The organism is Nonomuraea sp. NPDC047897 (assembly GCF_043204415.1).
GTDB lineage: Bacteria > Actinomycetota > Actinomycetes > Streptosporangiales > Streptosporangiaceae > Nonomuraea.
The window spans coordinates 1-16,889 of sequence record NZ_JBIDCC010000026.1; the positions used below are offsets into that span (position 1 = coordinate 1).

General features: G+C 73.0%; 18 protein-coding genes. 8 read left to right on the forward strand and 10 right to left on the reverse strand.

Annotated features, from left to right (window positions below):
- On the reverse strand, positions 1–161 hold a 161-nt coding region (locus tag ACGF0J_RS36550), incomplete at its 3' end, for a transposase (protein ID WP_393153741.1).
- A gap of 154 nt (positions 162–315) precedes the next feature.
- Here ACGF0J_RS36550 and ACGF0J_RS36555 point away from each other — a divergent pair.
- Positions 316–894, forward strand: a complete 579-nt coding sequence (locus tag ACGF0J_RS36555; RefSeq protein ID WP_393153624.1) for a hypothetical protein — start codon at positions 316–318, stop codon at positions 892–894.
- Positions 895–908: 14 nt separating this feature from the next.
- Here ACGF0J_RS36555 and ACGF0J_RS36560 read toward each other — a convergent pair whose 3' ends face one another.
- Positions 909–1,850, reverse strand: a complete 942-nt coding sequence (locus tag ACGF0J_RS36560) for a LysR family transcriptional regulator (RefSeq protein ID WP_393153626.1) — start codon at positions 1,848–1,850, stop codon at positions 909–911.
- 72 nt (positions 1,851–1,922) lie between these two features.
- On the opposite strand from ACGF0J_RS36560, the gene ACGF0J_RS36565 reads away from it, so the two are divergent.
- Both ACGF0J_RS36565 and ACGF0J_RS36570 read left to right on the forward strand, forming a co-directional pair.
- Complete coding sequence (locus ACGF0J_RS36565; RefSeq protein ID WP_393153628.1) at positions 1,923–2,174, forward strand: hypothetical protein; 252 nt, start codon at positions 1,923–1,925, stop codon at positions 2,172–2,174.
- Positions 2,171–2,818 carry a cyclase family protein gene (locus ACGF0J_RS36570; protein WP_393153630.1) on the forward strand — a complete coding sequence of 216 codons (648 nt, stop codon included), beginning with the start codon at positions 2,171–2,173 and terminating at the stop codon, positions 2,816–2,818. Before ACGF0J_RS36565 ends, ACGF0J_RS36570 begins: the two co-directional genes overlap by 4 nt.
- A gap of 14 nt (positions 2,819–2,832) precedes the next feature.
- Here the strand turns inward: ACGF0J_RS36570 and ACGF0J_RS36575 are convergent, their stop codons facing one another.
- Positions 2,833–3,009, reverse strand: coding sequence for a hypothetical protein (locus tag ACGF0J_RS36575; protein ID WP_393153751.1), 177 nt, complete (start codon positions 3,007–3,009; stop codon positions 2,833–2,835).
- Between the two features lie 32 nt (positions 3,010–3,041).
- Here ACGF0J_RS36575 and map point away from each other — a divergent pair, with 32 nt between their 5' ends.
- On the forward strand, positions 3,042–3,890 hold the full coding sequence (map, locus tag ACGF0J_RS36580; protein ID WP_393153632.1) for a type I methionyl aminopeptidase: 849 nt from the start codon (positions 3,042–3,044) through the stop codon (positions 3,888–3,890).
- Positions 3,891–3,949: 59 nt separating this feature from the next.
- Here map and ACGF0J_RS36585 read toward each other — a convergent pair whose 3' ends face one another.
- The 5 genes from ACGF0J_RS36585 to ACGF0J_RS36605 form a co-directional block, all read right to left on the reverse strand.
- The gene (locus ACGF0J_RS36585; protein ID WP_393153634.1) at positions 3,950–4,339 is read right to left on the reverse strand and encodes a sensor histidine kinase; all 390 of its coding nucleotides are present in this window, start codon (positions 4,337–4,339) and stop codon (positions 3,950–3,952) included.
- A gap of 203 nt (positions 4,340–4,542) precedes the next feature.
- Positions 4,543–6,555, reverse strand: coding sequence for a cytochrome c oxidase assembly protein (locus tag ACGF0J_RS36590; protein ID WP_393153636.1), 2,013 nt, complete (start codon positions 6,553–6,555; stop codon positions 4,543–4,545).
- Complete coding sequence (locus ACGF0J_RS36595; protein ID WP_393153638.1) at positions 6,552–7,181, reverse strand: copper resistance protein CopC; 630 nt, start codon at positions 7,179–7,181, stop codon at positions 6,552–6,554. The genes ACGF0J_RS36590 and ACGF0J_RS36595 overlap by 4 nt, the downstream gene beginning before the upstream one ends.
- A 44-nt stretch (positions 7,182–7,225) precedes the next feature.
- Entirely contained in the window at positions 7,226–8,569 is a 1,344-nt protein-coding gene (locus ACGF0J_RS36600) for a helix-turn-helix domain-containing protein (RefSeq protein WP_393153743.1), read from the reverse strand.
- Between the two features lie 276 nt (positions 8,570–8,845).
- Positions 8,846–10,471 carry a PucR family transcriptional regulator gene (locus ACGF0J_RS36605; RefSeq protein WP_393153640.1) on the reverse strand — a complete coding sequence of 542 codons (1,626 nt, stop codon included), beginning with the start codon at positions 10,469–10,471 and terminating at the stop codon, positions 8,846–8,848.
- 93 nt (positions 10,472–10,564) lie between these two features.
- Here ACGF0J_RS36605 and ACGF0J_RS36610 point away from each other — a divergent pair, with 93 nt between their 5' ends.
- Together ACGF0J_RS36610 and ACGF0J_RS36615 are read left to right on the forward strand one after the other, a co-directional pair.
- Entirely contained in the window at positions 10,565–12,739 is a 2,175-nt protein-coding gene (locus ACGF0J_RS36610) for a molybdopterin cofactor-binding domain-containing protein (protein WP_393153642.1), read from the forward strand.
- Positions 12,740–12,874: 135 nt separating this feature from the next.
- Positions 12,875–13,105 carry an EF-hand domain-containing protein gene (locus ACGF0J_RS36615; protein ID WP_393153644.1) on the forward strand — a complete coding sequence of 77 codons (231 nt, stop codon included), beginning with the start codon at positions 12,875–12,877 and terminating at the stop codon, positions 13,103–13,105.
- 29 nt (positions 13,106–13,134) lie between these two features.
- Here the strand turns inward: ACGF0J_RS36615 and ACGF0J_RS36620 are convergent, their stop codons facing one another.
- Entirely contained in the window at positions 13,135–14,109 is a 975-nt protein-coding gene (locus ACGF0J_RS36620; RefSeq protein ID WP_393153646.1) for an excalibur calcium-binding domain-containing protein, read from the reverse strand.
- Positions 14,110–14,294: 185 nt separating this feature from the next.
- Here ACGF0J_RS36620 and ald point away from each other — a divergent pair, with 185 nt between their 5' ends.
- Entirely contained in the window at positions 14,295–15,419 is a 1,125-nt protein-coding gene (gene ald / locus ACGF0J_RS36625; protein ID WP_393153648.1) for an alanine dehydrogenase, read from the forward strand.
- Between the two features lie 4 nt (positions 15,420–15,423).
- On the opposite strand, the gene ACGF0J_RS36630 is transcribed toward ald, so the two are convergent.
- On the reverse strand, positions 15,424–16,125 hold the full coding sequence (locus tag ACGF0J_RS36630; protein ID WP_393153650.1) for a DUF3105 domain-containing protein: 702 nt from the start codon (positions 16,123–16,125) through the stop codon (positions 15,424–15,426).
- A 131-nt stretch (positions 16,126–16,256) separates the two neighbouring features.
- Between ACGF0J_RS36630 and ACGF0J_RS36635 the strand changes: the two genes are divergently transcribed.
- The gene (locus ACGF0J_RS36635; protein ID WP_393153652.1) at positions 16,257–16,889 is read left to right on the forward strand and encodes a DUF305 domain-containing protein; all 633 of its coding nucleotides are present in this window, start codon (positions 16,257–16,259) and stop codon (positions 16,887–16,889) included.

Here is a 16,889-nt window from a genome sequence, read left to right on the forward strand (position 1 = left end):
ACGATCTCCCAGCCGTGCTCGCCGGCCTTGGCGCGGATCAGCTCCTCCAGGCCGGTCTTCACCCGCCCGCCGAGGACCGGGCGGCGGTACTTCGGGCACCGCACGACGTGGTACCCGAGGTCGTACGCCGCGCCGGGGGAGGTGCGCACCTGACGAGCCACACGATCACTATCCCAGCGTCATATATCTAACGCACGATGAACGGAGACCTCTGATGCCCGAATCTGACAGGTCAGGGCACGCTCGGGCCTTGACGGCCCCCCCACTCCCGACTCCCCCGACGGCTCAAGCCGCCGGTCCCCTCGGGAGGCTCTGATGGACGCCGGCGCGGTCGCCCTCCTCCGCGAGGTGCTCGCCGAAACGGGGTGGCTCGACCGCACCCGCGAGCTCGGCCAGGCGCTGCGGGCCACCCGATCCCCCGGTGGGCTGCTGGTGGTGGGCACGCCGGACGACGAGCCGTGGCACCTGACCGCGCACCTCGGCGACGAGGCCCGGCTGTCCGGCCTGCCGCAGCTCGCCCCCACGCTGGTCCGCTGGCGACCGCCCCCCGGCGCGCCCGCCCACCTGGGGGTGGGGATCGACCGGATCCAGCGGGCGGGGCGCGGGGAGACGCTGTTCGTGGTGGCCGAGCGGCAGGCGCCGGTGCCGCTGCTAGAACGGGTGGACGACGCCCGCCGTACGGGGGCGACGGTTCTGGCGCTGGAGGGCGCGGACGCGGAGCTGGCGGGGCTGGCGCACGACGCCATCGCGGTGCCGCCGGGCTCGCCGGTCACCTTCGACGGGGCCCAGCACCTGGTCAGCGCCGCCGCCGGCGAGCTGCCCCGGCAGCCGGGCCTGCGCGAGCGGCTCGCCGTCCTCCTGGAACGGCTGACCGGCCCGCGCGTGCACGACTAGGCCGGCGCGTCCGGTCAGGCGGGTGAGAGGTGGCCCTTCAGCGAGGCTTCCAGCGCGGCGGTGGCGTCCTCGATGGCGCTGATCATGACCGCCTGCACCGGGTCGGGCTCGCCCGACCGGGTCCGGCTGACGCGGGTCACGGCGTCGAGGCGGCGCGCCCCCACCTCGCGCAGCTCGCTCACCCGCACCTCACCCTCCGGCACGTCGAGCAGGGCCAGCGTCGGCACGATCGCCACCCCGTGCCCCGCCGCGACCAGCGCCAGCGTCGGGCCGAACTCCGTGATGACGTGCACTTTGCGCGGCTCGAAGCCGTGCAGCGCGGCCAGCCGGTCCAGCGCCTGGCCGCACGCCTGGTCGGGCTCGCTCGCCACCCAGGGGACGTCGGCCAGGTCGGCGACGGAACGGGGCGGGTCGGGCCAGTCGGGCGGCACCACGATGCGGTACTCGTCGACGTACAGGGGGCGGGTCGCCAGTGACGGCTGCGCCAGCACGGGCAGGCTCATGTCCCGCTCGGTGATGAGCACGTCCACGGCGCCGAGCCGCAGCTCCTGCAGGGCGGGCTGGCCGTACACCTCGTGGATGACGGGGGTGATCTTCGGGTGGCGGGTGGCCAGGTCGCGCAGCGCGGGCACCAGCATGTGCCTGATCACCGTGGGGAAGGCGGCGATCCGGACGGGGCCGGCCAGCCGCTCGGTGAAGCGGGTCAGCTCGCGCCGGGCCTCGGCCAGCTCCTCCTCGACCCGCTCGGCGTAGCCCGCCAGGACCCGGCCCGCTGGGGTGAGGGAGACGCGGCGCTGGGAGCGGTCGATGAGGGCGAGCCCGACCTCGCGTTCGAGCTGGGCGAGCTGCTGGGAGACGGCGGAGGGGGTCAGGAAGAGGGCCTCGGCCGCGCGCATCACCCCGCCGCGGCGGGCGACCTCGTGCAGCACCCGCAGCCGCCTGGGGTCGATGTCCATATAGGTGAGCTTACGCCATGATTTAGATGTCTTTAATTGCGCTTTAGCGGCTGGCATTCGGACAATGAGCTCATGAACCTCCTCCTCGACGCCGTCGGCTGGATCGGCGCGGGCCTGCTCGTGCTCGGCTACGGCATGGTCTCCACCGGGCGCATGTCCGGCGACAGGGCGTCCTACCAGGTCGTCAACCTCGTCGGCTCGGTCGCCCTCATGGCCAACAGCGCCTACAACGACGCCTGGCCGTCGGCCGGGCTCAACCTCGTCTGGGCCGGCATCGGCGTCGTGTCCCTGGTCAAGCTGACCCGCATGGGAGTCGCCCGATGATCGTGGAGCTGAGCCACCGCATCACGCCGGGGATGATCACCTACCCGGGCGTGCCTGGACCGGTGCTGGGCACGCATCTGAGCCGCGAGGAGTCTCGGCACGTGTACGCGCCGGGCACGGAGTTCGAGATCGGCCTGATCACGCTGGCGGCCAACACCGGCACCTATCTGGACACGCCCCACCACCGCTACGCGGGCGGCGCCGACCTGTCGCAGGTGCCGATCGACCGGCTCGCCGACCTGCCGGGCCTCGTGGTGCGGGCGACGGACCGGGACGGCAGGCAGGTGCGGATCGACGACCGGCTCGACGTCCGCGGCCGGGCTGTGCTGATCCACACGGGGTGGGACCGCCACTTCGGCGCCGAGGCGTACCGGCGCGACCATCCGTACCTCGCGCCCGAGTCGGCCGGCCTGCTGGCCGAACGGGGCGCGGCGCTGGTCGGCATCGACTCGCTGAACATCGACGACACGCCGCCGCACGGCGAGCGGCCGGCGCACACGATCCTGCTCGGCGCCGGCATCCCGCTGGTCGAGCACCTGACAGGGCTGGCCGGGCTGCCCGACGAGGGCTTCAGGTTCCACGCCGCCCCGCCGATGGTGGCGGGCATGGGCACCTTCCCCGTACGGGCGTACGCGGTCGTCTGACAAGCGCCTGCGGGTCAGTCGTCGTCGAGGTCGGCCTCCTCCCAGGCTTTGTTGCGGTCGGCCGCCCGCTGCAGGGCGCCGGCGGCCTCCTGCTCGGTCGGATAGGGCCCCATGCGGTCCTTGTTGGGGCAGCCCTGGTCGGGCTCGACGCGCATGTGCTTGAGGCAGAACCACCACTGGCCATCGCTCACGGGGCTTATTCTGCCCCGTACACTCGTGTTTCATGACGACACTGCTCCAGCCAGGGCGAGTCTCGCCCGTGCGCAAGGTCCCCGCCCACATCGAGCGGCCGGAGTACGTCGGAAAGAAGCGCCCGAAGACGGGCGAGTCCGACGTGAAGACCCCGGAGACCATCGAGCGGATGCGCGTCGCGGGCAGGATCGCCGGACAGGCCCTCGAAGAGGTCGGCAGGCACGTCCGGCCGGGTGTCACCACCGACGAGCTCGACCGGATCGGCCACGAGTTCCTCCTCGACCACGGCGCCTACCCGAGCACGCTCGGCTACAAGGGCTACCCCAAGTCGCTGTGCACCTCGATCAACGAGGTCATCTGCCACGGCATCCCCGACGACACCGTGCTGCGCGACGGCGACATCGTCAACGTCGACATCACCGCCTACATCGGCGGCGTCCACGGTGACACCGACGCGACGTTCCTGGTCGGCGAGGTGGACGAGGAGTCACGGCTGCTGGTGGAGCGCACCCGCGAGGCCATGATGCGGGCCATCAGGGCGGTCGCGCCGGGCCGGCAGCTCAACGTGGTGGGCCGGGTCATCGAGGCCTACGCCAAACGCTTCGGCTACGGGGTGGTGCGCGACTTCACCGGGCACGGCATCGGCACGACGTTCCACTCGGGGCTGATGGTCCCGCACTACGACGACCCGTCGCTCGTCGTCGAGCTGGTGCCGGGCATGACGTTCACGATCGAGCCGATGCTGACACTCGGGACGATCGAGTACGAGATCTGGCCCGACAACTGGACGGCCGTCACCAGGGACCGCAAGCGCACCGCCCAGTTCGAGCACACGATCGTGGTCACCGAGACCGGCAGCGAGATCCTCACCCTGCCGTAGAGCCGGGCCGTGTCCGGTCAGCCGTGTCCGGTCAGCCGTGTCCGGTCAGCCGTGTCCGGTCAGCCGGGCCGGGCCACCACGCCGGTCACGGTGGAGCCCTCGCCGGGCACGCTGTTGATCGACAGGGTGCCGCCCACGGCGTCGAACGCGGCCCGCATCCGGTCGATGCCGGGCCCCGTCCGCTCCAGGTTGAACCCCCGGCCGTGGTCGCTCACCGTCATGCGCAGCCCGCCACGGCCGACGGTCACCGCGATCGACACGGTGCTCGCGCCGCTGTGGTGCTCGACGTTGGCGAGGGCCTCGTCCAGCACCGTGAGCACCGCCCTGGCGATGGGCGCCGGCGCGTCGGAGGCGGGCAGCGCCCAGATCTCGACGCGGATGCCAGTGCGCCCCGACCACTGGGCCAGCTTGCTTTCGAGCGTCTCGGCGAGGTTTCCCCCCTCACGCATGCGGGTCTCTTCCGCCAACTGTTCTCGCCTTCCCGGGCACCCCGGACCCTCGCCGCTTCCCCTGCGGCGCTCCCACGGTGTGCGCAACCCCCCTCAGGTCATGCACCCACCACTGCGAGGGTGATGCCCTTCTCCCCTTGCGGCAAGGCTACCCGTCGGGTTCGGGCCACGCGGCGCGAAGATAGATTGCCGTGACCGAACGGCTACTCGCCCTTGTCGGCAGCCCGGTCGGCGGCCCGGTCGGCGGCCCGGTCGGCGCGGTTGAGCCGGGCCAGGTAGGCGTTGTAGGTGTCGAGTTCCTGGTTGCCGCCTCCGCGGTCGGCCTTGCGGTCATCGCGCCGGGCCTTGCGGTCCTCGTCGCGGTACCACTGGACGGCGATGGCGAGCAGCACCATCAGCGTCGGGATCTCGCCGAACCCCCACGCGATCGCGCCGCCGTTCTGCTGCTCCTCCAGCAGCGGCCCACCCCAGGTGCGGCCGAGCTGGTCGTAGTACACGGTGGCGATGACGGAGCCGGTCATCATGAGCGCGACGCCGAAGAAGGCGTGGAACGGCATGGTGACGAAGAGGGTGAGCAGCTTGCCCACGTACGGCAGGCGGTGCGGCGCCGGGTCCACTCCGATGATCACCCAGAAGAACAGCGAGCCGCTGATGAGAAAGTGCGACGTCATCCAGAGGTGGCCGAGGTGCTCCTGCATGGCCTCGCCGAACAGCGGCGTGAAGTACAGCGCGTACGTCGAGGAGATGAAGATCGCGGTGGCGACCACGGGGTGGCCTAGAACCCGGGCGAACCGGCTGTGCAGGATGGTCGTCAGCCACTCGCGCGGCCCCCGGTCGCCGCGCCGGGCCGCGGGCTTCAGCGCGCGCAGCGCGAGGGTGACCGGGCCGCCCAGCACCAGCAGGATCGGCACGATCATGGACAGGGTCATGTGCTCGATCATGTGCACGTCGAACATGACCTTCGCGTAGCGGGCCAGGCCGCTCTGCGTGGCGACGACGAGGATGGCCACGCCGGCGAACCAGGAGGCGGTGCGACCCCACGGCCACGAGTCGCCGCGGCGGCGGAGCCTGACCACCCCGGCCGCGTAGAGGCCGCCGAGGACGGCGGCGACCACCGCGAAGAACAGGTCGAGCCACCACAGGGACAGGATGTTGGCCGCCGAGATCGGCGGCGGCACCGGGTAGCCGAGCAGTTCGAAGGCGCGGTCGGCGGGGATGCTGGCGGGCGGCGGCTCGGTGCGCGAGAGGGCGACCGCCAGGCCGACGGTGGCGACCATCAGCAGCGCCTCGCCACCCGCCAGCCGGGTGAACGCGCCTGGCGCGCCCTTGGCCAGGGCGGTGATCGTGCGCTCGCGGTGCCACCAGCCGGCGTAGCCGAGCAGCACGAACGCGATGGCCTTGGCGACGACGAGCACGCCGTAGGCCGACGTCCACAGGTCGGACAGGCTGGTCAGCCGGGCCAGCACGCTGAACACCCCGGAGACGCCCACCCCCACGTAACACCACAGGGCGAGGCGGGAGAAACGGGCTGCGGCGATGTCGAGCTGCGGCGCGCCGCGCACGGCGTGCAGCGCGAGCACGACGAGCCCGCCGACCCACAGCGCCAGCGTGACCACGTGCAGCGACACGGCGTCGGTGGCGAGCCCGTGGTTGGGCGAGGAGGAGGCGTGCCCGGTCAGGGTCGGCGGCAGCAGCGTCACCACCGAGAACGCCAGCAGCCCGAGGGCCGCGCCCGCCGTGATGGAGCTGCGCGCGAACAGCGCGATCGCCAGGCCGAACAGCACCACGAGCGTCAGTGCGACGCCCTGCTCGGTCTGGGTGGCGTAGCTGTTGAGGTAGGCGCCGTTGAGCAGCACCTCGCTGACCGGGACGGCGGCGGTGTCGGACATGCCGAACACGAGCGTCGAGAACGCCGTGACCGACCAGGCCAGGCCCGTCCAGGAGGCGGCCCGGACGTAGCCGGTCGCGCTCTTGCCGAGCACGCCCTTGTCGCCGGGCAGCAGGATGGCGGCCATGGCCAGCAGGCCGACGGTGAGGACGCCGGCCAGGTCCATGCCGAGCTTGGACAGCGGCAGGCCCCAGCGGGTCAGCACCCCGGCGTCGGGCAGTCCGGGGATGATGCGGGGAAAGGCCGCGCCACCGGCGATCATGGCGATGACCAGGCCGGCGATCGCCGCGCCTGCCGAGGCGAGCGCCAGACGCGCGGCCCTCGTCACGTTCGCTTCTTCCGCATGCTGAGCACGAGGCCGATGCCGATGCCGGCCAGGGCGCCGACCACGACGAGCAGCCAGACGGGGAAGCTCGCGCCGGTGCCCGGCTGCTGCGCCGCCGCCTCCGTCGCGGCGACCGTGCCGCTCTGCGCGGTCGGCTCGCCGGTGGCCGCCCCGGAGGCACCAGTGGTCGGCCCAGTGGTCGGCTCGGCGCTGGGGGCCGCGCTGTCGGCGGCGGGCGAGCTGTCCGAAGGAGTGGCGGACGGGGTGGCGCCCTTGACGGTGAACGGGATCTCACCCTCGATCGGGTGACCGTCGGAGGAGACGACCCGGTAGGCGATGGTGTACTTGCCGTCGGGCAGCGCGCCCTTGAGCTCCTGCGTCACCTCGGCCCCGTCGAGTGCGGGCTTGCCGAGCTGGTGCTGCTCGTCTCCGGGGCCGCGCACGATCACGAAGGGCATGCGGACCTTGGCGGTGAACTCCAGCGTCACCTTCTCCACGGTCTTGACCGTGGTGCCCTTGGCCGGATCGCTGCTCTTGAGCGAGTCGTGCGCCAGAGCCGGTCCGGCGGTGCCGAGCAGGAACAGGGCGGCGAGGATCGCGGTGATCGCCGCGAGAGGGGATCTGTTCATGACACCCCCAAGGCTACCCACGCCACCGCCCGGTCCCTCCTCCGCTACAGCCCCACGCAGGCGAGCGCGCGCCGGTAGGCCTCCGTCGCGCCGTCGGCGTCGCCGAGCTGCTCCATCGTCTCGGCCGCGGCGTACCAGGTGCCGGCCTCGCGGCGGGAGTCGGGCAGCGGCGTCAGCCAGTCGCGGACCGCGGCCAGCTCGCGCCCGGCGTCGTCGGGCCTGCCCAGGCCGGCGTAGGCGCGGCTCAGCAGCAGGTGGGCCTCGGCCTCCTGGGCCCGGGCCGTGGCGGGCAGCAGCTCCCGCGCGGCGCGGCCGTGGCCGACGGCCCGCTCGAACGCGCCCGCCACCAGCTCGGCGCGGGCCAGCTCCACCCGGGTGTTGGCCTTGTCGAGGGTGCTCGCCGACGTCTGCGCCAGCTCCTCCTCGGCCCGCAGCAGCAGGCCGCGCACCTCGTCGACGGCCTCGGGACGGACGCGCAGTTTCAGGCTGGCGTACGCGACACGGGTGCGGGCCAGGTTGCGGGGCTGGCCGTTCTCCGACTGGATGGCCAGGGCCCGCTCGACGAAGGCCAGCGACTCCTCGCCGTGGCCGGTGCTCTCGGCCACGGCGGCGGCGTTCCAGCAGGCGGCGACGATCGCCCGCGGCGTGCCCAGCATGTCGGCCGCGTTGAGCAGCTCGGCGGCGAACTGGCGGGCGCGCAACAGGTCGCCGCTGAGGAGGTAGGCGCCGAGCAGGGTCGCGCCCAGCTCGACCAGCCCGTCGGTCCAGGTGGGCCGGGCCGGGCCGCCGAGGACGGACTCGCCCACCTTGACGGCGTCGCTGAGCCGGTCGCTCAGCCGGTAGACGCGGCACAGGGCGATGGCGATGTCGATCTGCCGGTCGGGGCCGGGGTCCTCGGTCTGCAGCCGGCGGAGCATGGCGATCGCCTCGTCCAGCTCTCCGCACGCCTCCAGCGCCAGCGCCAGCCCGTACTGCGTGTCTTGACGGAGTGCTGTCAGGCCTGCCAGGTTATGGTTCGCCAGCAGCTCGGCGAACCGGGTGCGGGCCTCCTGGACCTCACCGTTCTCCAGGGCCATCCGCGCGTAGCCGAGGGAGAGCTCGATGTCCTCCATCTGCTCGGCGGTCACGCCGTTGAGGAGGTAGGAGAGCGAACAGTCGAGCTTCTGGGCCAGAAGTTCGAGCACGGCCGGGGTCGGAGTACGCTTGCCACTCTCGATCAAGGAAACGTAGCTGTCCGACAACTCGGGGTGTGCCAGCTGTGCCTGCGACAGGCCCCGTTGCCGCCTTACCGTCTTGATGCGGAGTCCGATCAGGTCAGATGTGGTCACAGCTCCCGCTCCCTGAGATGATGATGTCCGATTAACCCAAAGGCGAGGGAGAACCCCCATGCGCAGGCGCATCGCCCTGTCCCTACTTGCTGCCTTGCTGACGGCGAGTGTGACCGTCGGAGGCAATGCTACGGCGGCGGCAGCCGACTCGTCTCCATCCAGCTCAAGTGGAATCTTCGCGACTTTCGACACGCCTCTGTGCTGCTAGTCACGGCGCCGTCGGCGCACTGACGGCGCGCGCGTCATCCCGCACGTCCGGGCCGGTGCCGCCGACTCCGCACACCGGCGGCGCCGGCGTTCGGGGCCACGGGCGGCCGCCGAGACCGGGCGCCTCCCTCATCCGGCCCGCAGGGCCAGGAAGAAGTCCACCCGGTCCGCCATGGCCGACAGGTCGCGGCCGGTCAGCTCCTCCACCCGCCTGATCCGATAGCGCACCGTGTTGACGTGCACGTGCAGCAGCGCCGCGCAGGCGTTCCAGGAGCCCGCGCAGTCGAGGTAGGTGTCCAGCGTCCGCACCAGGTCCGACTGGTGGCGCCGGTCGTAGTCGAACAGCGGCGCGAGCATCCGGTCGGCGAACGAGCGGCGCACGTCCCCCGGCGCCGTGGCGAGCAGCAGCGCGTGCGTGGAGATCTCGTCGCTGGTGACCACGAACTCCGCGCCGCTCCCGGCAGCCGCCCCGCCCCGTGCTACTCCGCCCCGTGCCGCCCCACCCGGTGGCACCCCGCCCCGTGCCGCCCCACCCGGTGCCGCCCCGCCGGCCGCCCGGCCCGCGGGGGTGGCGGCGTCGGCGCGGGCCTCGGCCAGCCGCCGGGCGTGGCCGGCCTCCTCGATGCCCCCCTTGAGCGCCGCCGCGCCGGTCAGCGCGCCGCTGAGCCCCGCCAGCAGCCGGGTGCCCGGCAGCGCCGCCAGCGCCCGGGCTCCCCGGCGCAGCCGCTGCGCCAGCCCGCCGGCCGTCAGGCCGCGCAGCGGCACCAGCGCCACCGCCGCGCCGCCGGTGCCCGCCGCCACGACCTCCAGGTCCAGCAGCTCCTCCACCACCTGGCCGCCGAGCGTTCCGGGGTCGAGTCCCCGCGTGGCGTCCGGCCCGGCCAGGGTCGCGCTCACCACCGCGTACGGCTCGGCGGCGTCGACGCCGCAGGTGCGCAGCCGGGCGTTCAGCCCGGCCGGGTCGGTGTCCGCGAGCGCGGCCGCGACGAGCTCGCCCGCCAGCCGCCGCTCCACCCGGCGCCCCTCCTCCATCCGGCTGCGTTCGAGGGTCACGCAGGCGGCCAGCTCGTAGCCGAGGTCGGCCCGGCCCATCAGGTCGCCGTCGCAGGCCAGGACCCAGCCCGCGACGCGATGGCCGCGCCCGACGCCGAACAGCGTGTGCCGGCCGGCCCGGCAGGGCAGCCGGGGGGCGGTCAGGTAGGCGCGGGCCAGCCGTTCCGCCTCGCCGGCCGAGCCCGCGATCACCCGGCCGGTGGCCGACAGCACCGCGCCCGTGACGCCCAGTTCGGCGGCGGTCGTCGCGAACAGCTCCGGCAGGCCGCCGCCCTCGGCGACGGCGGCGACGAGGCGGCGGTGGCGGCCGAGCGCGTCGCGCACGTCGCCCGGCAGGAGCCCGGCCGGGCCGCGGGCGGCCAGGTCGGCGAGAGTGCGGAAGGACACCTCGGTGGGCACCTCCAGCAGGGTCAGCCCGGCGTCGGCGCAGGCGGCCACCAGGTCGTCGGGGACGTGGCCGAGCCATGCCTGGCCGGCGCCGACGGCGGACACCCCGGCCGCGACGAGCGCGGCGACGAACCGGGCCGAGTCGGCCGGCCCGTGCCGCCACAGCAGCCCGGTGAGCACCAGCTCCCCGCCCGCCAGGTAGCGGCCGGGGTCGGGCAGGTCGGTGATGTGAACGGTGTCGAACTCCCGGCCGGGATCGCCGGTGAGCAGGCGCAGACCCAGCTCCTCGACGGCCAGCAGGTCATGGATGCGCACTTGGAGGAATATACAACTTCGCAGGTCGACTGCGGACGGTGATTTCACTTCCCGCGCATAGGAGGCCCCCGGCGGCGGTGCTCTACTCGAAGGGTGACGGAGACGGCGAGCAGGACGGCGCGCGAGGAGCGGACGCTGGGCGTCGGGGCGAGCGCGCGGCGTCCCGACGCGACGCTGAAGGTGACGGGCGAGTTCGCCTACGCCTCCGACCTGTGGCTCGACGGCATGGTGTGGGGCGTGACGCTGCGCAGCCCGCACCCGTCGGCGTGGATCAGGTCGATCGACATCGGGCCGGCGCTGGCCGTGCCGGGCGTGCGGGCCGTGCTGACGCACGAGGACGTCCCGGGCGAGAAGTACTACGGCCTGGAGCTGAAGGACCAGCCCGTGCTGGCCGTCGACCAGGTGCGCTACCAGGGTGAGCCGGTGGCGCTGGTGGCGGCCGACCATCCGGAGACGGCCCGCCGGGCCGCGGCGGCGATCGTGGTGGACTACGAGCCGCGGGAGGCGGTGACCGACCCCCGCGCGTCCCGCGACGTCGTCAGGTACCAGCCGGTGCGGGTCGGCGACACCTTCGAGGCCGACGTCGTGGTGACCGGCGAGTACGAGGTCGGGATGCAGGACCAGGCGTTCCTCGGGCCGGAGTCGGGCCTCGCCGTCCCGGCCGAGGACGGCGGCGTGGACCTGTTCATCGCCACCCAGTGGCTGCACGTGGACCGTGACCAGCTCGCGCCGTGCCTCGCGCTGCCGCCGGAGAAGGTGCGGCTGACGCTGTCAGGGGTGGGCGGCGCGTTCGGCGCCCGCGAGGACCTGTCCATGCAGGTGCACGCCTGCATGCTGGCGCTGCGCCTGAACCGCCCGGTCAAGATCGTGTACGGCCGTGAGGAGTCGTTCTTCGGGCACGTGCACCGGCACCCGGCCCGGATGCGCTACGAGCACGGCGCCACCCGCGACGGACGGCTGGTCTACGTCAAGGCCGACATCCTGCTCGACGGCGGCGCCTACTGCTCCTCCTCCCCCGCCGTCGTGGGCAACGCGGCGTCCCTGGGCGCCGGGCCGTACGTGGTGCCGAACGTGCGGGTGGACGCGACGGGCGTCTACACCAACAATCCGCCGTGCGGCGCCATGCGCGGCTTCGGCGCGGTGCAGGCGTGTTACGCGTACGAGTCGCAGATGGACCGGCTGGCCGCCGCGTGCGGCCTGTCACCCGTGGAGATCCGCGTCCGCAACGCCGTCTCGCAGGGCTCGGCGCTCATCACCGGTCAGGTCATCGACTCCCCGGCGCCGCTCGCCGGGATGCTGCGCGAGCTGGAGGCCATGCCGCTGCCCCCGCCCCGCTCGGGCGCCGACCTGCGGTCGCTGCCCGGCGGGGTGTCGCAGACCACCCACGGCGAGTCCGTACGGCGCGGCGTCGGCTACGGCGTCGGCATCAAGAACATCTGCTTCTCCGAGGGCTTCGACGACTACTCGACGGCCCGGGTCCGCGCTGAGCTGGTCGCCGGCCGGCCGCACGTCACCGTGCACACCGCGGCGGCCGAGGTGGGCCAGGGGCTGGTGACCGTCCAGGCGCAGATCGCCAGGACGGAGCTGGGCGTCGAGCACGTGACCGTGGCGACGGCCGACACCTCGGTCGGCTCGGCGGGCTCGTCGTCGGCCTCGCGCCAGTCGTACGTCACGGGCGGCGCGGTCCGGGCCGCCTGCCGGGCGGTCCTGGCGCGCTTCGAGGGGTTGCCGGCGCGGGAGGCGCTGGAGAAGTTCGGCCCGATCGAGGAGACGCGCGAGTACCGGCACCGGCCCACCCGGCCGATGCACCCCGAGACCGGGCAGGGCGACTCGCACACCCAGCTCGCCCTGTGCGTGCACCGGGCCGTGGTGGACGTGGACGTGGAGCTGGGCCTGGTCAAGGTGGTCGAGCTGGCGGCCGTCCAGGACGTCGGCCGCATCCTGAACCCGCAGCAGCTCGAAGGGCAGATCCACGGCGGCTCGGCGCAGGGGCTCGGGCTGGCGCTGATGGAGGAGATCCGGGTGCGCGACGGCCGGGTGCTGAACCCGTCGTTCACCGACTACCTGATCCCGACCGTCCTCGACATGCCGCCGATGACGCTGAAGATCCTGGAGAACCCCGACCCGGCGGCGCCGTACGGGCTGCGCGGCGCCGGCGAGCCGCCCACGCTGTCGTCCACGCCCGCGATCGCCGCGGCGGTGCGGGCGGCGACCGGGCGCGAGTTGACGCGCGTTCCGATCAGACCAGAAGATATCGCCTTGGCGTGAGACGTCCGGTCCGGCAGGCCGGGCACTGCGCGCCCGACACTGACCAGACCCGCCCGACGATCCGCGGATCGCGGGCGCGGGGCGAGCGGGCCGGGGAGCCCGGTCCGGTGAGCCCGTGACCAGGGGGAGGCACCGATGGACGCGCGCGAAGCGGCCAAGGCGGAGTTCGAGCGGTACGACAGCGACGGCGACGGCCTGTTGTCCGCGTCGGAGATCAGGCAGGTGAACCAGGCGCTCGGCGGCCAGGGCGTGACGGACGCGGAGATCGAGGCGTTCATCGCGGCGGCCGACAGTGACGGCGACGGCCGGATCGGGCTGGACGAGTTCGTCGCCCTGGTGGGCGGCGGCAAGCACGAACGCGGCTGAGCCAGGAGCCCGCGGCCCGGGGCGGCGGTTCAGCGGAGGTCGGCGGTGTTGCAGGCGACGCCGTTGCCGTCGAGGTCCTGGTACCAGGCGTACTCGGGGTGGCGTCCCCGGGTGTAGGGGCCGCGACCGGCGGCCACGGCCTCCTTGCAGGAGGCGTACCTCGGGTCGCCGCCCGTCGTGGAGCCGGGGCCGCCCGAGACCGGCGTCGTGCCGCCGGGCGTGCCCGGCTGGCCCGTGCCGGGCTGCCCCGTGCCGGGCTGGCCCGTGCCCGGCTGGCCTGTGGGGTCGAGCGGGTTGGGGGCGCCGGTCGGGTTCAGGGGGTCGGGGGCGCCGGTGCCCGGCAGGCCCGTGCCCGGCAGGCCCGTGCCCGGGTCGCCGGTGGCGGGCCCGGTCGGAGCCGGGTCGCCGGTGGGCTGACCGGTGCCCGCGGCGGAGCCCAGCAGGCGGGCGACGAGCGTTTCGGCGTCCTGCCGGGTGAAGCCCGCGATGCTGAGGCTGTCGCCGTCCATGCTCTGGGTGACCACCGGGGTGGCGATGACGGTCTTGGGCACGAGGACGACCGCGAGCTGCCGCTGCTCCTGCACCATCTCGTCGATGAGCCGCACGACCTTCTCCTTGAAGGCCGGCGCGATCGCGATGCGCACGGAGTAGGTGCCGTCCTTCTCGCGCACCGGCTCGATCCGCTGCACGGCGCCGACCGTGACCCCGTCCTCCAGCAGGTAGCAGGTGGACTGCTGCTCGTCGAGGACGGCCTCCGCACCGGGACAAGGGGCGGGCAAAGTCTCCCTGACCGGGGCGAAATGGACGGCCGTGGGCAGCCGCTGCGGCGGCGCCGCGCCGAGCAGCGGGGTGTCGGGGCTGCGGGTCATGAGAACGGCGACGGTGCCGAGCACGCCGGCCACGACGACCACCAGGACGAGCGAGACGATCAGCACGATGGTGGTGAGCCTGCTGGCCTGAGGCTTCCCCGGCGGGCCAGGGGGCTGCTCCTCCGGCTTGTCCATCCCCATCCTGCCTTGACGACGACGACCCCATCCTGACGTTCGGGCTGCCGGTGAGCTTATCGAGGACGGGGCTTGGCGAGGTAATCAGCCGAATAATCCTCGCCTTTCCGCGATACAGGGGCAGGATGGGAGGAAGAAGGACTGGACACGACAGTTCCACCCGTCCGTCCCACCGGGAGTAGATCATGAAGGTCGGCGTTCCACGCGAGGTCAAGGACAACGAGTATCGGGTGGCGCTCACCCCGGCGGGCGTCCTCGAACTGGTGCGCCACGGCCACCAGGTCTTCGTCGAGCGCGACGCGGGCACCGGCTCGTCCATCCCGGACCACGACTTCCAGGCGGCCGGCGCCGTCATCGTCGACGACGCCGACGAGGTGTGGGCCATGGGCGACCTGATCCTCAAGGTCAAGGAGCCGGTGGCGGAGGAGTACCACCGGATGCGCAAGGGGCAGGTGCTGTTCACCTACCTGCACCTGGCGGCGTCCCGGCCGTGCACCGCGGCCATGCTGGACTCGGGGGTCACCGGCATCGCCTACGAGACCGTCCAGACGGCGGGCGGCGCGCTGCCGCTGCTGGCGCCCATGTCGGAGGTGGCGGGCCGGCTCGCCCCGCAGGTGGGCGCGTACCACCTCATGCGGTCCGGCGGCGGCAGGGGCGTGCTGATGGGCGGCGTGTCCGGGGTCCGGGCCGCCAACGTCGTGGTGATCGGCGCGGGCGTGTCCGGGATGAACGCGGCGGCCATCGCGCTCGGCATGCAGGCCGAGGTGCTGCTGCTCGACCGCAACATCGACAAGCTGCGCCAGGCGGACGTCGTCTACCAGGGCCACTGCCAGACCCTCGCCTCCAACACGCTGGAGATCGAGCGCGCGGTGCTGGAGGCCGACCTCGTCATCGGCGCGGTGCTGGTGCCGGGCGCGCGGGCCCCCAAGCTGGTGACCAACGACCTGGTGAGCCGGATGAAGCCGGGCTCGGTGCTGGTGGACGTCTCGATCGACCAGGGCGGCTGCTTCGAGGACTCGCGGCCCACCACGCACGCCGATCCGACCTACCGGGTGCACGAGTCGGTGTTCTACTGCGTGGCCAACATGCCCGGCGCCGTGCCGCACACCTCGACCTTCGCGCTGACGAACGTCACGCTGCCGTACGCGCTGGCCATCGCCGACCTCGGCTGGCGGCGGGCGCTGGCCGAGGACACGGCGCTGGCGCGCGGGCTGAGCACCCACGAGGGGCACCTGACCAGCCGGCCGGTGGCCGAGGCGCACCGCCTGGAGTGGGTGCCGATCGAGGAGGTGCTCGCCCGCGCCGCGTGACGGGCTACTGCTGCGACTGGCTCGGGCTCGGGGTGGCGTTCTGCATCGGCTGCTGGCCGGTCGGCTCCGGCGGGAGCGGCGACTGGTCGGCCGTGGTGACGATGGCGTCCTGGCCGCCGCAGGTCGCGCCGGGCTCCGGGGTGTCCGGACCGTTCTGGTACTTCTTGATGAACGCGCCCAGCTTGGGGTCCTCGGGGTTGTCGAGCTTGAGCTGGTGCCCCCACGAGGAGACCACGATGGGCGAGGACAGGCCGGGGAACGGGCTCACCAGCATGTAGTCCTGCTGGCCGGTCGAGGTGGCCACCTTCTTCAGCGCGTCGACCTGCGCCTTGGGCAGGTCGGGCCGGTAGGTGATCCAGATGGCGCCGTGCTCCAGCGAGTGCACCGCGTGCTCGCTGTGGATGGGCTTGTCGTAGACGGCGCACTGCTGCCAGTAGTTGTTGTGCTCGCCGCCGACGGGCGGAGTCTCCTTGTACGAGACCGTCTTCCAGACGTGCTGGCCGGCCTCGTAGGAGTAGTTGGACACGGCCTCAAGGGAGGTCTCCCGGGCCTGCTTGACCAGGTAGAACCCGACCAGCCCGACGAGCAGCACGATGACGAGGCCGCCGGCCCCCCACATCAGGAACGCCATCCGGCGCTCCTTGCGCTTCTGCTCGGCGCGCATCTTCTGCAGGTGCTCGCGCCTCGCCTGCGCCTTCTCCTTCATCGTTCCTCCATCGGCGGTCCAACTGCGGTAACCCTATGCCCTCAGGGCGTATGCGGAGAATAAGACGTCTCAGCCGAAAGATCACGGCTTCGCACGGGGTGGACGCCGGGGGTGGGTACGCTGGAGACGCCATGGAGAACCCCGGGAGATCCGCCAAGCCGTTCGCCGCGGCGGCCGTCGTGGTCGTCGTCGCCGCGGCGCTGTTCCTCGTGTTCGGCCGCGGTGGCACGCCGGGCGACGCCTCGCCGGAGGCCGGGTTCGCCCGCGACATGGCCACCCACCACGCCCAGGCCGTCGAGATGTCGTTCATCATCAGGGACAAGAGCGAGTCGCGGGAGATCCGCAGCCTGGCGTTCGACATCATCAACACGCAGGCCAACCAGCGGGGCATGTTCCTCGGCTGGCTGCAGCAGTGGGGGCTGTCGCCCGTCGGCGAGCAGCGGCCGATGGCGTGGATGACCGGACACGGCCACGGCGGCACCCCCGCCGAGCCGGGCGTGATGCCGGGCATGGCCACGGCCGCCGAGCTGACCAGGCTCAAGGAGCTGCGCGGCACCCAGGCCGAGGTGCTGTTCCTGCAGCTGATGACCCGCCACCACGAGGGCGGCGTGCAGATGGCCGAGGGCCTGCTGAAGCTGTCCGACCGCGAGGAGGTGGCCGGCATGGCCCGCAAGATCGTCACCGGCCAGGCGGGCGAGATCAAGCTGATGACCGACATGCTCCGGCATCGGGCGGCACAGCCGCTCCCGTCCCTGCTCAAGTGA

Coding starts and splice junctions, on each gene's coding strand:
- ACGF0J_RS36555 (WP_393153624.1), top strand. CDS start 316: ATGGACGCCGGCGCGGTCGCCCTCCTCCGCGAGGTGCTCGCCGAAACG.
- ACGF0J_RS36560 (WP_393153626.1), bottom strand. CDS start 1,850: ATGGACATCGACCCCAGGCGGCTGCGGGTGCTGCACGAGGTCGCCCGC.
- ACGF0J_RS36565 (WP_393153628.1), top strand. CDS start 1,923: ATGAACCTCCTCCTCGACGCCGTCGGCTGGATCGGCGCGGGCCTGCTC.
- ACGF0J_RS36570 (WP_393153630.1), top strand. CDS start 2,171: ATGATCGTGGAGCTGAGCCACCGCATCACGCCGGGGATGATCACCTAC.
- map (WP_393153632.1), top strand. CDS start 3,042: ATGACGACACTGCTCCAGCCAGGGCGAGTCTCGCCCGTGCGCAAGGTC.
- ACGF0J_RS36585 (WP_393153634.1), bottom strand. CDS start 4,339: ATGCGTGAGGGGGGAAACCTCGCCGAGACGCTCGAAAGCAAGCTGGCC.
- ACGF0J_RS36595 (WP_393153638.1), bottom strand. CDS start 7,181: ATGAACAGATCCCCTCTCGCGGCGATCACCGCGATCCTCGCCGCCCTG.
- ACGF0J_RS36600 (WP_393153743.1), bottom strand. CDS start 8,569: ATGGGGGTTCTCCCTCGCCTTTGGGTTAATCGGACATCATCATCTCAG.
- ACGF0J_RS36615 (WP_393153644.1), top strand. CDS start 12,875: ATGGACGCGCGCGAAGCGGCCAAGGCGGAGTTCGAGCGGTACGACAGC.
- ACGF0J_RS36620 (WP_393153646.1), bottom strand. CDS start 14,109: ATGGACAAGCCGGAGGAGCAGCCCCCTGGCCCGCCGGGGAAGCCTCAG.
- ald (WP_393153648.1), top strand. CDS start 14,295: ATGAAGGTCGGCGTTCCACGCGAGGTCAAGGACAACGAGTATCGGGTG.
- ACGF0J_RS36630 (WP_393153650.1), bottom strand. CDS start 16,125: ATGAAGGAGAAGGCGCAGGCGAGGCGCGAGCACCTGCAGAAGATGCGC.
- ACGF0J_RS36635 (WP_393153652.1), top strand. CDS start 16,257: ATGGAGAACCCCGGGAGATCCGCCAAGCCGTTCGCCGCGGCGGCCGTC.